The organism is Streptomyces sp. NPDC001985, from assembly GCF_040296845.1.
GTDB lineage: Bacteria > Actinomycetota > Actinomycetes > Streptomycetales > Streptomycetaceae > Streptomyces.
Window position 1 is genome coordinate 15,801 of the sequence record NZ_JBEOYB010000083.1, and the last position, 13,474, is coordinate 29,274.

The 13,474-nt window shown below is 72.6% G+C and carries 10 protein-coding genes and 1 pseudogene; 5 read left to right on the forward strand and 6 right to left on the reverse strand.

The window, feature by feature from the left end:
• Positions 1 to 62: 62 nt before the first annotated feature.
• The 4 genes from ABT122_RS28565 to ABT122_RS28580 all read right to left on the reverse strand — a co-directional run bounded on the left by ABT122_RS28565 (position 63) and on the right by ABT122_RS28580 (position 3,466).
• Positions 63 to 266 carry a cold-shock protein gene (locus tag ABT122_RS28565; RefSeq protein ID WP_031141049.1) on the reverse strand — a complete coding sequence of 68 codons (204 nt, stop codon included), beginning with the start codon at positions 264 to 266 and terminating at the stop codon, positions 63 to 65.
• A gap of 412 nt (positions 267 to 678) precedes the next feature.
• Positions 679 to 1,176 carry a hypothetical protein gene (locus ABT122_RS28570; protein WP_351558161.1) on the reverse strand — a complete coding sequence of 166 codons (498 nt, stop codon included), beginning with the start codon at positions 1,174 to 1,176 and terminating at the stop codon, positions 679 to 681.
• Positions 1,173 to 2,603: an ATP-binding protein gene (locus ABT122_RS28575; RefSeq protein WP_351558179.1), complete on the reverse strand. Its 1,431-nt coding sequence runs from the start codon at positions 2,601 to 2,603 to the stop codon at positions 1,173 to 1,175. Before ABT122_RS28575 ends, ABT122_RS28570 begins: the two co-directional genes overlap by 4 nt.
• Positions 2,604 to 2,773: 170 nt before the next feature.
• Complete coding sequence (locus tag ABT122_RS28580) at positions 2,774 to 3,466, reverse strand: response regulator (protein ID WP_351558163.1); 693 nt, start codon at positions 3,464 to 3,466, stop codon at positions 2,774 to 2,776.
• Between the two features lie 133 nt (positions 3,467 to 3,599).
• On the opposite strand from ABT122_RS28580, the gene ABT122_RS28585 reads away from it, so the two are divergent.
• From ABT122_RS28585 to ABT122_RS28605, 5 genes and pseudogenes are all read left to right on the forward strand, one after another.
• Positions 3,600 to 4,268, forward strand: a complete 669-nt coding sequence (locus tag ABT122_RS28585) for a hypothetical protein (RefSeq protein ID WP_351558165.1) — start codon at positions 3,600 to 3,602, stop codon at positions 4,266 to 4,268.
• A complete protein-coding gene (locus ABT122_RS28590) occupies positions 4,265 to 5,362 on the forward strand; it encodes a peptidoglycan-binding protein (RefSeq protein WP_351558167.1) in 1,098 nt (365 codons plus the stop codon). The genes ABT122_RS28585 and ABT122_RS28590 overlap by 4 nt, the downstream gene beginning before the upstream one ends.
• Positions 5,359 to 6,063 (forward strand): annotated as a pseudogene (locus ABT122_RS28595) (ABC transporter ATP-binding protein); the annotation flags it as partial. The gene ABT122_RS28590 and the pseudogene ABT122_RS28595, both read left to right, overlap by 4 nt.
• 359 nt (positions 6,064 to 6,422) lie before the next feature.
• Positions 6,423 to 7,619 (forward strand): ABC transporter permease, encoded by a 1,197-nt coding sequence (locus tag ABT122_RS28600; protein WP_351558169.1) that lies wholly within the window; start codon positions 6,423 to 6,425, stop codon positions 7,617 to 7,619.
• A gap of 329 nt (positions 7,620 to 7,948) precedes the next feature.
• Positions 7,949 to 9,160, forward strand: a complete 1,212-nt coding sequence (locus ABT122_RS28605; RefSeq protein ID WP_351558171.1) for a S8 family peptidase — start codon at positions 7,949 to 7,951, stop codon at positions 9,158 to 9,160.
• An 80-nt stretch (positions 9,161 to 9,240) separates the two neighbouring features.
• Here ABT122_RS28605 and ABT122_RS28610 read toward each other — a convergent pair whose 3' ends face one another.
• Together ABT122_RS28610 and ABT122_RS28615 are read right to left on the reverse strand one after the other, a co-directional pair.
• A complete protein-coding gene (locus ABT122_RS28610) occupies positions 9,241 to 9,570 on the reverse strand; it encodes a hypothetical protein (protein ID WP_351558173.1) in 330 nt (109 codons plus the stop codon).
• Between the two features lie 15 nt (positions 9,571 to 9,585).
• The coding region (locus ABT122_RS28615; protein WP_351558175.1) for a polymorphic toxin type 30 domain-containing protein at positions 9,586 to 13,474 on the reverse strand (3,889 nt) is incomplete at its 5' end.

The following is a 13,474-nucleotide window of genomic DNA, read 5'->3' on the forward strand; positions in this document are numbered from 1 at the left end:
ATGCAACGAGCTGGGGCCCGCACCCCAAGGTGCGGGCCCCAGCTGCGAAGTGCGCGTCAGCGTCAGGCGGGAACGATGTTCTCGGCCGTCGGGCCCTTCTGGCCCTGCGCGATGTCGAAGTTCACCTTCTGGCCCTCCTGCAGCTCGCGGAAGCCCTGGGCGGCGATGTTCGAGTAGTGGGCGAACACGTCAGGGCCGCCACCATCCTGCTCGATGAAGCCAAAACCCTTTTCAGCGTTGAACCACTTAACGGTACCAGCAGCCATGTCAATTTCTCCTTCGGGGCAGTGCCCGGAGCCCACACCGTGTGGACTCCGCGTCGCCGCGATGATTGCCCCGCCCGGAAAAAGACCGGAAATACAGAAGCACTCCCATCGGCCTGTGAGGGCTGGTGGAGGCGCTAGAAGTTCTGGGAATCAAAACTGCAACTGAGATCGACAGTAGCACGCCGGAACCCGCCGGGTGTGGTAATTAATTCTGCTCCGCCTGTTGTGCCAGAAACTCTCATGGCGCCTTGCGGTGAATTCTCATCCCACCGCGACAGATATTGATCGGCCGGGAGGACAGCGTTTCCGGCGCGGCGCGCGGGCTTCCCCGCCACCGCCCGCCCCGCGCCCGGCCTCCCGGCGGCGGGCACTCCGGGCCCGGCCTCCCGGCACCGCGCGCCCCGCGCCCGCCTCACCCGCTGAGAAAGGTCTCACAGGTGTACGGGCCCAGCTCCGGTCCCTCGGTGGGGCGGAAGGTGACCTCGACCTCGTCCGCCTCGACCCGCGGGTCGAGCACGGACTGGCCGCGCGCCAGACTGCACACCAGCTGGCCCTTGGCCTGCTCACCGCCCGTCAGGGTGTACGCGCCCACGAGGCCCACGGTGACCCGGTCGCCCTCGCCGCTGACCGTGTAGCCGCCGAGACCGTTCACCAGCGTGGTCAGACCGTCCTGCCGCTCCGCGAGCGACGGGCCCTGGGCGAGCAGCTTCACCACCGCGCCGAGGTTCCCGAGCCTCCTGTCGATCAGCGGCACACTGCGCAGCCCGCCGTCGGACGCGAAGTACAGCCGCATCCCGCGCGTCAGCCCGGACGCCGGCTCACCCGCGCCCACCACCCCGGTCGGCTGGACGCCGCAGCCCAGGAGGGCCACCGCCAGCACGCCGGCCACGACCCCTCGCCCGGCCCTCACCGCGTACCCTCCTCCGCCCCGCGCAGCGGCAGCCGCAGGGTGAAGAGCGCGCCGCCGCCCGGTGCGCCGGCCACCTCGATCGTGCCGCCGTGCAGCCGCGCGTTCTCCAGCGCGATGGCCGTTCCGAGGCCGCTGCCCTGCCCGCTGTCGTCGACGGCGCCGCGCGTGCGGGCCGCGTCCGCCTTGTAGAACCGGTCGAAGACCCGCTGCCGCGCCGCCGGCGGCAGCCCCGGGCCGCGGTCGGCCACCGACAGGACCACCCACGGGCCGTCCGCCGTGAGCCCCACGGTGACCGGCGGCGCGCCGTGCCGCAGCGCGTTCCCCACCAGATTCGCGACGATCACATCGACCCGGCGCCGGTCCACCACCGCCCGTACGCCCTCGTCCAGCTCCGTCTCCACCCGGTCCGTCCAGCGCCGCAGCTCCAGAGACGCCCGTACCGTGTCGGCGAGATCCGTCTCGGCCGCGTTCAGCCGGGCCGCCTTCGCGTCGAAGCGGGAGATCTCCATCAGATCGTCGACCAGCCTCGCCAGCCGGGCCGTCTCCGCGCCGACGGTGCGGGCCGCGCGCGCCGCGTCCGGCGGGAGCTGGTCGGCGTCCTCCTCCAGCACCGTCGCCACCATCGTCATCGCCGCGAGCGGGGTGCGCAGTTCGTGCGAGACGTCCGCGACGAAGCGGCGCGCCTTCGCCTCCTGCTCGCGCAGCTCCGCGTCGGACGCCTGGAGCGCGTCGGCGGTCTCGTTGAACGTCCGCGCCAGCTCCGCCAGCTCGTCGTGGCCGGTGACCGCGACCCGGCTGCCCAGGTCCCCGGCGGCCAGCTCCCGGGTGGCCCGGCCCAGCTTCCGCACCGGGCGCAGCACCGTCCCCGCGGCCAGCAGCGCCAGGACGGCGGCGAGCACCACCACCGGCACGGTGCCCGCCCGCACCGAGTCCAGCAGAGCGGCCGTGTCGTCGCGCTCGGCCCGCAGATCGGTGATGGCGAAGACCTCCAGACCGGAGGTGCGGCGGTCCCCGTCGGCGTACCGCACGGGCATCCCGACGGTCAGATAGGGCTCGCCGCGCCACATCACCCGCTGGAACCGGGCCCCCTCACCGGCGCGCACGGCGGCGCGCAGCTCGGTGGTGATCCGGCCCTCCGTCTCGGCGAGCGCGTCGGAGACGGCGGAGAGGTCCTGGTAGCGGGCGACGACGATCCGGGCGCCGATGCCCTCCGACACCTTCGCCGCGAAACGGGCCAGCGACCGCTGGTCGGGCGGCAGATCGAAGTCGGCGGCGACCGCGCCGACCCGCTGGCGGATGTCGTCGACTGCGGCGTTCTGGGTGCGCTGGAGCACGGCGGTGCGGGCGTCCCGGTAGGCGAGGGCGGTCGCGGTCACCGCGCTGGCCAGGGCGACGATCACGAAGGCGACGACGAGCCGCAGCCGCAGCCCGCCGACGAGCCGCCGGGGCCGCCGCCACCCGGAGCCGACGAGCCGCCGGGGCCGCCGCCACCCGGAGCCGCCGCGCCGCCCCGGCCGCCCGCGCTCCTCGCGCTCCCCGCGCCGCCCCGGCCGCCCGCGCTCCTTGCGCTCCTCGCGCTCCCCGCGCCGCCCGCCGCTCACAGCGGCCCGAAGCGGTAGCCGAAGCCCCGCACCGTCTGGACGTACCGGGGCTTCGCCGGTATGTCCTCCAGCTTCGCCCGCAGCCGGCCGACCGCCGCGTCCACCAGCCGGGAGTCGCTCAGAAAGGTGTGGTCCCAGACCGACTGGAGGAGCTGCTCCCGGCTGAAGACCCGGCCGGGGGAGGCCGACAGCTCCAGCAGCAGCCGCAGCTCGGTGGGGGGCAGCGGCACCGGGGCGCCGTGCTTGGTGACGGTCAGCCCGGCCCGGTCGATCACCAGCCCCGCGAGATCGGCGTCCGAACCCCGCCGAGCGGCCGGCTCCGCCCGGCGCAGCGCCGCCCGGATGCGGGCCTCCAGCACGGGGGCGGTGACCGGCTTCACCACATAGTCGTCGGCGCCCGCCTCCAGGCCCGTGACGATGTCGTGGTCGTCTCCGCGCGCGGTCAGCATGATGACCGGCAGGGTGGTGGTCCTGGCGCGGATGCGCCGGCACACCTCGAAGCCGTCCATGCCGGGCAGCATCAGGTCCAGTACCGCCAGTTCGACCGACGCGCCGCGCGGCCCGTCCAGCAGGGCGAGGGCCTCCTCGCCGGTGGCGGCCGTGTCGATGCCGTACCCGTGCCGGCGCAGCACGAGCTCCATTCCGTCCCGTACGGACGCGTCGTCCTCGATGAGCAGCACATGCGGCATGCGGTCGATTATGGGCACCGCCGCCCGTCTCCGGGCACCCGGGCCGGGGACGGATACGCAGGTCGGGAGCATTGTTACGTTCCCATCATGTGGCCATGGAAGGGCCATCACGTGGCATGGCGAGGGTGGGGCCATGAGCCTGAAGACACCCTCCCGTCCCGCCGCCCGGCTGCGGCTGACCGCGCTCGTCGCGGCTCCCCTCCTCGCCCTCTCGGTGGCCTGCGGCGGCACCGGCGACAGTTCCGGCGGGCCGGAGAGGAGCGAGGCGGTCGCCGATGTGCCCGGGGAGCCGTCCGCGAGCGCCCCGGAGAGCGGGGGCGGAGGCGGGAGCGGTCCGGGCGCGGAGTCCCGGCCGAGGGGCAAGAGCGCCTACTACGACGCCCAGGTGACGTTCGTCCAGTGCATGCGCGCCAGGGGCGGCTACAAGGACTACCCCGATCCCAGGCTCAGCGGCTATCCCGACTGGACGAGGATCAATGAGATCGGCTCCCGGCCCGGCCGCAACTCCGGCATCAAGGCCGGCCGGGACAATGTCTGCCTCCCGGAACTCCAGGCCGCGATGGACGCCGAGCCCGAACGCGACGAGCAGAAGGCGTACGAGTCGATGCTCGCGCACGCCACGTGCATGCGGGACAACGGGCTCTCCCGGTTCACCAACCCCACCATGAGCGGCGGCAGGGTGATCCCCGGCGGCGACCCGAGCCCGGCGTCCCCGGTGCTCGACCCGCACTCCCCGGCGTACAAGAAGGCCGAGAGGGCGTGCGCGTCCAAGCTGATCGACGCCGCCGGCGGTATGCAGTGAGGCTCCGCGCCGCCCCGCTCACCCTCACCCTCGGCGCCGCGACCGTCGCCGCCGCTGTCGCCGGGGGAGCGCTCCTGCTGGGCGACGGCGGCGGCCCCGGCCCCTCCGGCGGCGCGGGCGACCGCCCGCCCGCCACCGCGAAGGTCGTACGGACGGATCTCGTCCAGTCCAAGACGGTCGACGGCCGGCTCGACTTCGCCCAGCGCCGCGCCGTCAGGTCCGCCGTCGAGGGCACCGTCACGGTGGCGGCGGAGGAGGGCCGGACGCTGTCCCTGGGCCAGGCGCTGTACGAGCTGAACGACAAGCCCGTCACCCTCCTCTACGGGCCGGTCCCGATGTTCCGGGAGATGAAGGAGGGCGACCGGGGCAGCGACGTCCTCCAACTGGAGCGCAATCTGCGGGATCTGGGGTACGGGGCGGGGCTCGCCGTCGACATCTGGTACGGCGAGGACACCGCGGACGCCGTCAAGCGGTGGCAGAAGTCCCTGAACCGCGAGACCACCGGCAGGGTCGGCCGGGGCGATGTCGTCTTCCAGCCCGGCCGGGTGAAGGTGGCCTCCGCCGACGCCGCACTCGCCGACCAGGTCGCCCCCGGCGGGCAGGTGCTGACGATCGCCTCCACCCAGCCCGTCGTACGGGCGGAACTGGAGCAGACGGACGGTCCGCTCACCTCGAAGGGGACCAGGGTCGAGGTCGCCCTGCCGAGCGGGCGGACCGCGACCGGCAAGGTCATCGGGACGGTGCGCCCCGAGGCGGACGGCGGCGGGGAGGGCGAGGGCGCCGGCGCGGGCGCCCAGGACGGCATCACCGTCGAGATCGTCCTGAACGGCGGTGCGCGCGCGGCCTCCGGCGAGGACGCCAGGGGGACCGCGAGCGTGAGCTTCGTCAGCGAGGCGCGCGAGGGCGTGCTCGCGGTTCCGGTCGAGGCGGTCGTCGCCCTGCGCGGCGAGGACGGCGGCTACGGCCTGGAGATCGTCCGGGGCGCCGGCTCGACGATGGTGCGGGTGGAGACCGGGATGACCGCCGACGGGAAGATCGAGGTCAGCGGCCCGGATGTGCGCGAGGGTCTGCGGGTGGGAGTGGCGAGGTCATGACGGACACCCCGGTGATCGAACTGCGGGACCTCGGCAAGTCCTACCCCGGCGGTGTCCACGCCCTGCGCGCGGTGAACCTCACCGTCGGCGCGGGCGAACTGGTGGCCGTCGTCGGCCCGTCCGGCTCCGGCAAATCCACGATGCTCCAGGTCATGGGCACTCTCGACAAGCCCACCACCGGCACCGTCCGGATCGCCGGCCACGATGTGTCCCGGCTCTCCGACTCCCGGCTCTCCGCCCTGCGCGCCCGCCATATCGGCTTCGTCTTCCAGCACTTCCACCTGGCGGCGGGGCGCGACGCGGTGGACAACGTCGCCGACGGACTGCTGTACGCGGGTGTACCGCGCGGGCAGCGGCGCGCCCGGGCCCGCGAGGCGCTCGCCCGGGTGGGGCTGGACCACCGCCGTTCGCACACCCCGGGCGAACTCTCGGGCGGCGAGAAGCAGCGCGTGGCCATCGCCCGCGCCGTCGTCGGCAACCCCCGGCTGCTGCTGGCGGACGAGCCGACCGGGGCGCTGGACACCGCGTCAGGCGAGATCGTCATGGAGTTGCTGCGCGAGCTGAACGCCGAGTCCACCACGATCTGTGTGATCACCCACGACACCGGGATCGCGGCCTCGCTGCCGAGGAGGGTGCGCTTCAGGGACGGCGAGATCGTCTCGGACACGGGGCCTGCCGGGCCCGCCGCGGTCCCGGCCGACGGGGCCCGTGCCGGTAGCGGTGTGCGCGGGGGAGGGGCGCGTGTGGTGCGTGCCGAGGAGGTGTGTGCTGATCGTGCGGGTGGGTCCGGTGCGGTCCCGGCCGACGGGGCCCGTGCCGGTCGCGGTGTGCGCGGGGGAGAGGCATGGGCGGTGCGTGCCGAGGAGGTGCGTGCTGATCGTGCGGAGGGGTCCGGTGCGGTCCGTGCGGCGGAGGTTGCCGTCGTCGTCGGGGATGAGTCCGGCGCCGGTGGTGCGCGTGCGGACGGGCCCGGCGCGGTCATGGCCGACGGGTCACCCGCGACCCGCTCGGCCGGCTCCGCCCGTGCCGCCCGTGCCGCCCGAGCGGAAGGCACCACCCCATGAGAGACACCCTCAAACCCTCCCGCCTCTCCCTCGGCGACATCCTCCGGGTCGGCGCGGTCGGGCTGCGCGCGCGGCGCGCACGCGTGGTGCTCTCCGCGCTCGGTATCGCCATCGGCATCGCGACCATGGTCGCGGTGGTCGGCCTCTCCGAGTCGAGCCGCGCGGATCTGATGGCCCGGCTCGACCGCCTCGGCACCAACCTCCTCACCGCCGAGGCGGGCGAGGACCCGGCCGGGAAGGCGATCAGGCTCCCCCGGAACGCGGTCGCGATGGTCGAGCGCATCGGCCCGGTGCAGCACGCCACGGCCACCGCCGATGTCGACGCCCGCGTCCGCCGCAGCGACCTGGTCCCGCAGGAGCGCACCGCCGGTGTCACGACCCAGGCGGCCCGTCTCGACCTGCTCTCCGCCCTCGGTGGCGAGGTCGCCCGGGGCACCTGGCTGACCCCGGGCGGCGAACGCCTCCCCACGACGGTTCTCGGCGCGGTGGCGGCGGAGCGCCTCGGTGTCGTCCGCATCGGCGAGACGATCATGATGAACGACACCCGGGTGGTGGTGGTCGGCATCCTGAAACCCCTTGAACTGGTCCCCGTCCTGGACCGGGTGGCGATGGTGGGCTTCCCCGCGGCCGAGCGGTACTTCGGCTTCGACGGCCACCCCACCACCGTTTTCGAGCGCTCCACGGACGCCTCGGTGGAGGAGGTGCGCGCGGTCCTGGCCCGCACCGTCGACCCCGGCGGCGGCGGTGCGGGCATCAAGGTCTCCCGCCCGTCGGACGCGCTGGCCGCCAAGGCCGCCACCGACGAGGGGCTGACGGCCCTGATGCTCGGCCTGGGCGCCGTGGCCCTTCTGGTCGGCGGGGTGGGCGTTGCCAACACCATGGTCATCTCCGTTCTGGAGCGCCGCCGGGAGATCGGTCTGCGCCGCTCCCTGGGCGCGACCCGCAACGCGGTCCGGCTCCAGTTCCTGACCGAGTCCCTGCTGCTCTCGGGTCTGGGCGGTGTGACGGGAGCCCTGCTGGGCGCGGCGGCGACCCACGCCTTCGCGCGGGTCCAGGGCTGGACGGCGGTGGTCCCGCCGTGGTCGCTGGCGGGCGGTCTCGCCGCGACCCTGCTGATCGGTGTGATCGCGGGTCTCTACCCGGCGGTCCGCGCCTCCCGCCTCCATCCGACGGTGGCGCTGAACGCGACCTGACCGGCGCCCGCCGGCACCCCCCACCGCGCACCCCCGCCCGCCGGTACCGCTCCCCCCCGCTCGCACCGCGCACCCCCCCCCCGCCCGCCGGTACGGCTCCCCCCGCCCGCCCTGGATCGTGCACAACAGACGACGGCCGTATTGCGCCGTGTGTACGGCGAGTTGACGCCCGTCACGCAACATGTCGCGCTCATGACAGCTTCTCGTCCCTCCTTGCTCCGCCCCGGAACACCGCGCCATCGTCGGGTGCGGCGGACGAACCCCGTACCGCCGCACCCACTGGACGCGCCCCACCCGGAGGCGCGCCACCGTCCGAGGAGGACCTCCCCATGGCAGCAGTGCGCACCACCAGGCGGCGCGTCGCCGCGGCGATCGCCACCGCGGCGACTGTGGCGTTGACGGTCGGAGCGGGCACCGCCTTACCCGCTCAGGCGGCCCAGCCGGAAGGCAGAGTCCTGCACGCCGGGGCGGCCGGCGCGGTGCCCGGAAGCTATATCGTCACGCTGAAGCGGACGGCCGGTTTCCAGGCCTCCGAGGCCCGCGGCAAGCAGCTGATAGCCGGCTACGGCGGCCAGATCAAGCGCACCTACACCTCGGCCCTGAACGGCTACGCCGCCGCGCTCAGCGCCACCGAGGCCAGGCGCCTCGCCGCCGATCCGGCGGTCGCCTCGGTCGAGCAGGACCAGCGGGTCCACTCGACCGCCACCCAGACCAACGCGCCCTGGGGTCTCGACCGGATCGACCAGGCCAACCTCCCGCTGAACGGCACCTACACCTACCCGGACTCGGCCGGCGGCGGCGCGACCGTCTTCGTCCTCGACACCGGGGTGCGCATCAGCCACCAGCAGATCGCCGGACGGGCCTTCAACGGCTACGACTTCATCGACAACGACAACATCGCCCAGGACGGCTACGGCCACGGCACCCATGTCGCCACCACCGCCGCCGGGACCACCTACGGGGTGGCGAAGAAGGCGAAGATCGTCGCGGTCCGGGTCCTCGGCAACAATGGCTCCGGCACCACCGCCGGGGTCATCGCCGGTGTCGACTGGATCACCGCCAACCGTGTCGCCAACTCCATCGCGAACGTGTCGCTCGGCGGCGGCCCCAGCACCGCGCTGGACAACGCGGTGAGCCGGTCGATCGCGGCGGGCGTGACGTACTCCATCGCCGCCGGCAACTCGGCGGCCCCCGCCTCCAACTACTCCCCCGCCCGGGTGGCCACCGCGATCACCGTCGGCGCGACGACCAGGACCGACGCCAAGGCGAGCTACTCCAACTACGGCCCGGTCGTGGACATCTTCGCCCCGGGCTCCGACATCACGGCGGGCTGGAACAACTCCGACACCGCCACCTACACGGGCAACGGCACTTCCTTCGCCGCGCCGCACGTCTCCGGCGCCGCCGCGATCTATCTGACCAGCCACCCCGGCGCTTCCCCGGCGGCCGTCTCCACCGCCCTCGTGAACGGCGCGACCCCCAACGTCCTCACCTCCATCGGCACCGGCTCCCCGAACCGCCTGCTGCGGCTCGTGCCGTAACGGATGAGAGGCCGGTTGCCCGGGCACGGGCAACCGGCCTCTTCGTGCCCGCACCGGAGTTCAGCTGTCCGCGGGGAAACTCAAGGGGTTTCCAGGAGGTCGTTCACATATTCCACGAGATTCGGGTGAAGGCGATCCAGATTGATCTCCCGGAGCCGTGAGATGTATTCCGCGTGCACGGAACCGGTCGATCCCAATTCGGTGAGTGCGTTCAACTGTGCCTCGGCCGTGGCGGAATTGTCCTCGACTGCCGCACTCATGGAGAGGATTCCGCAGAGCGTGTTGATGTCGCTCGGTGAGTAGCTTCCCAGCCAGTCGGAAACGCGGTCCGCTCCGAGTTCTCGCTGCTTGGGGTCCGTATCCGTCACTTGGCGGACAAGCTCACGCAGTTGTCCTGCGGTGAGGGGCATGGCTGCTCCGTCGAACTAGTAGGGTAGCCGGTACTCGCTGGGCCAGGGGATATGGGTGCTGTTCGCGGCATCGGGGTTGTAGTGCGGGCTTCTTTCGTTGTGGACCTGCCGGTGGTGCAGCACTCCGGACTCGTCCTGGTATCTTCCGCCGATGGAGATCCTGTAGATGTCCCCATTGTATGCGTGAGATCCCTCGGGTGCGGTTTTGTCCGCGTCATGGATGCGCATGCGGACTGCGTTACCGGTGATCGGGTCGGTCCATTTGTATTCGACGCCCTTTTGCGCTCCTCCGTTCGGGTCGGGAGTCAGTTGGCGGACCGACGCGTCCGGCGGAACGATGTTCAGCGGGTTCTTCCCTCGGGTGTCCCAGCCTCCGCCCTCGATGCGCTCGGGGCACAGGCCGGGTGCGAGGCCCAGGGGGTCGACCCGGCTGTGCGGGTTGTGGACATAGGCGATCGGGTTGGGTGCCGGGGCCAGTCCCAGCGGGTCCGGGGTGAGGTAGCGGGCGGTTTCCGGGTCGTAGTGGCGGAAGTAGTTGTAGTGGAGGCCGGTTTCCGGGTCGTGGTACTGGCCGGGGAAGCGGAGGGGTGTGTAGGTGGTGGCGTCGGCGTTCCAGGTGGTGGTGCCCCAGAGGGTGGTGCGGGTGCGCCAGGCGATGTCGCCCGTTTCGTCGATGAGTTCGGTGGGGGTGCCGACGAGATCGGTGGCGATGGCGAAGAAGCGTTCATCGATCACCGCTTGGGGGGTGTCGGTGCCGAGGATGCGTTCGGTCTGGGCGAGCGGGCGCGGACCGTGGTGGTCCCAGGTCAGGCTGACGGGGCGGGGGAGCCCCGGGCCGGTGCTGGTCTGCTCGCAGAGGGTGGTGCCGTCCCAGGTGAAGCGGGTCTCCTCGACGACGGTCCGGCCATCGGTGGCGAGGCGTTGCTTGGCGGTGCGGCGGCCGACCGGGTCGTGGAGATAGCGCCAGCGGGTGCCGTCCGGGGTGACGACGCCGGTGAGGCGGTCCTCGGCGTCCCACTCATAGCGCCAGGTGTCGGGTTTGCGTGACAGCCGGGTCTTCTGGCGCAGGGTGATGCGGCCGAGGGCGTCGTGCTCGTAGCGGATGCTTCCCGCCCTCGTCAGGGCGGTGCCGTGGTAGACCCGGGGTCCGGTGGCATCGTGGCCGGGGTGGGTCGTGGGCCAGGAGGCCGAGGTCTGGTTGCCGAGGTCGTCGTAGGCGTAGGACTCGGTCCAGTCAGCTGCCGAAACGGCGATGACATGGCCGGCCGTGTCGAGTTCGAAGCGGGACGGGCCGCGGAGCGCGTCGTCGACCGCGGTGAGGTGGCCGTCCGCCCGGTAGCCGTAGGTGCGCCGGTTGAGGACGCGGTCGCCCGTGGAGAGGTGCTGGGCGACGAGGCGGCCTGCCGGGTCCCACGCCGAGGCGACGGTGAGTGCGCCGCCGTAGACGCGTTCGCGCTCCCGCCCGGCCGCGTCGTGCGCGAAGGTGATGCGGTGGCCGCCCGGGGTGAGATGGCTGCGTCGTCCGCCGGCGTCGTATCCGTAGGTGGTGCGATGCCCGGTGGGAGTGATCCGGTGGACGCGACGGCCCGCTCTGTCGTATCCGTACGTGGTGACCTGGCCATTGACCATCTCGGTCTTGAGCAGCCCGCGCCGGTCGTACTGATGGACGAGCTCGCTGTCCGGCCCGATCGCGTGGACGAGACGCCCGGCCGCGTCGTAGGCGTAGGTCGTCGCGGCGCCGCCCGCTTCCTTCCGGGTCACGCGGCCGAAGAGGTCGCGTACGAAGGTGATCACCCCGCCGGTCGCGTCGGTACGGCTCGTGACCCGCCCGGCGGCATCGAGGCCGTAGGTGAGGGTCCGGCCGTCGAAGTCCGTCTCGGAGATGAGCCGCCCGGCCGGGTCGTAGGCATAGGTCCAGCTCCGGCCGGCCGGATTGGTGACCCCGGTGAGCCGCGCCTCGGCGTCGTGCCGGAAGGTGTACCGCACCCCGTCCGGGCCGGTGCGGGCCGCCAGCAGATCGAAGTGGGTGTACTCGAAGCGGGTGGTCAGCCCGCTGGCATCGGTGTGGCTGACGCAGTTCCCCTCGCCGTCGTGCGTCCAGCTCTCCACGGAGCCGTCCGGTCCGGTGCGGCGGGCCGGTTCACCGTCGGCGTTCCAGTCGAGCTGTGTGGTCGCTCCCAGAGGGTCCGTGACGCGTACGGTGCGGCCGAAGGCGTCCCGCTCGTACCGGGTGGTGCCGCCGAGCGGATCGGACACTTCGAGGAGGAGCCCGGCACGGTCGCAGCGGACCGTGGTCACCGCGCCGAGCGCGTCGGTGATCGAGGAGAGATGGCCGTTCCCGTTGTAGGTGTAGCGCGACGTGTGGCCGGCCTGGTCCGTGACCGCGGTCCGGTTGCCGCGTTCGTCGTGCTCCTGGCGCAGACGGGTGCCGTCGTAGTCGATGACCTCAGCGACCTCGGTGACCTCGGTGAGCCGGCTCGGATCACCGCGGACCGCTCGCAGTTCGGCGCCGTCCGCCCGGGTGACGACAGCGAGTCTGCCTTCCTCGTCGTAGGCGTATGCCGTGGTCCGTCCGAGTGGGTCGGTGCGTGTCAGCGGATTGCCCCGGGTGTCGTGGGTGAAACGGGTGGTGTGGCCGAGTGGGTCCGTGGTGGCCAGCACCCGGCAGCCGTCGCCGATGAGATGGCGGGTGGTGTGGCCTTCGGCTGTGGTCAGGGTGGTGGTGCGGTGGCCGGTGTCGGGGTCGGGGTCGGTGTAGGTCAGGGTGAGCCGGAAGTGGCCGGCCTCGCCGCCTTCGGCGATCACGCGGTGAAGGTGGTCGTAGGTGTAGTCGTAGCGGCTGCTGTTGGAGTCGGTCCAGGCCGTGATGCGGTGGTGGGCGTCGTACGCGAGGGTGAGGGTGGCGCCGGAGGGTTTGGTGACCTCGGTGAGGTTGCCGTCCGTGTAGCCGTACGACCTGACCGGGCGGCTCTCTCCCTGGTCCAGCAGCGCCAGTGCGGTGACGTGGCCTCCGGCGGTGGTGAGGGTCAGGTGGTAGCCGGCGGAGTGGACCAGGGCCAGGGGTGTGCCGTTGTCGGTGCGGTCGAAGGTGATGGTGTTGAGGTTGCGGTCGCTGATCTGCGCCAGCCACGCCGTGCCGTCCCCGCCGGGTTCCCCGGGCGGCGCGGTGTAGAGGCGGGTGCGGCCGGTGTCCGGGTCGGTGATCGTGTAGTCGCCGTTGTCGAGGCGGGCGAGCGCGTGGCGGGCGGTTCCCGTCCCGGGGAGGACGGGGCGGCCGGGGACGGGGTGGGGGTAGGTGATCAGTTGGCCGTGGTCGGTGATGTGGAGGACGCCGATTGTGTCGATTTCCAGGCGTTCGTCGATGGTGGAGGCCCAGGAGGGGCCGAAGAACCGGCCGGCGGTGTAGCCGGATTCGGCGCGGCGGGTGAAGGTGAGGGGGAGGGTGCCGGGCAGGGTCACATCGGTCTGGGGGAGGAACATCCGGCCGGTGGCGAGGTCGACGGGGTCGGTGCCGCCGGTGGTCTTCTCGCTGTCGGTGCGGTTGTGGGTGCCGGGTGGGTTGCTGTCGACGGTCCGGCGGGTGTCGGTGGCGAGGTCGGCGGCCTCTTTCGCGGTGCGGATGCCTTTGACGCCGGCTCCGGCGCCGCCGGTGGCGGCGGTGAGCAGGAGGTCGGGGACGAGCCGGCCGAGGCCCTCGGCGGGGTCCTTCATGAAGCCGGTGATCATCTGTTTGCCGGCGCCCACCGGGTCGTTGGCGACCTGGACGAGGCCGGCGGCGGTGTTGTTGAGGGCGAGGGCGTACTCGGCGGGGTGGGTGAGGTTGTACGGGTCGAGGGGGTTGAGGCCGCGGACGAAGGTGACCAGCCCGGCGGTGCCCTTGACGATTCCCGCGCCGAAGTGGGTT

What these genes read in the sequence shown, in the direction of transcription:
- ABT122_RS28565 (WP_031141049.1), bottom strand. Translation starts at nt 266, where the DNA reads ATGGCTGCTGGTACCGTTAAGTGGTTCAACGCTGAAAAGGGTTTTGGC.
- ABT122_RS28585 (WP_351558165.1), top strand. Translation starts at nt 3,600, where the DNA reads ATGAGCCTGAAGACACCCTCCCGTCCCGCCGCCCGGCTGCGGCTGACC.
- ABT122_RS28605 (WP_351558171.1), top strand. Translation starts at nt 7,949, where the DNA reads ATGGCAGCAGTGCGCACCACCAGGCGGCGCGTCGCCGCGGCGATCGCC.
- ABT122_RS28610 (WP_351558173.1), bottom strand. Translation starts at nt 9,570, where the DNA reads ATGCCCCTCACCGCAGGACAACTGCGTGAGCTTGTCCGCCAAGTGACG.
- ABT122_RS28580 (WP_351558163.1), bottom strand. Translation starts at nt 3,466, where the DNA reads ATGCCGCATGTGCTGCTCATCGAGGACGACGCGTCCGTACGGGACGGA.
- ABT122_RS28600 (WP_351558169.1), top strand. Translation starts at nt 6,423, where the DNA reads ATGAGAGACACCCTCAAACCCTCCCGCCTCTCCCTCGGCGACATCCTC.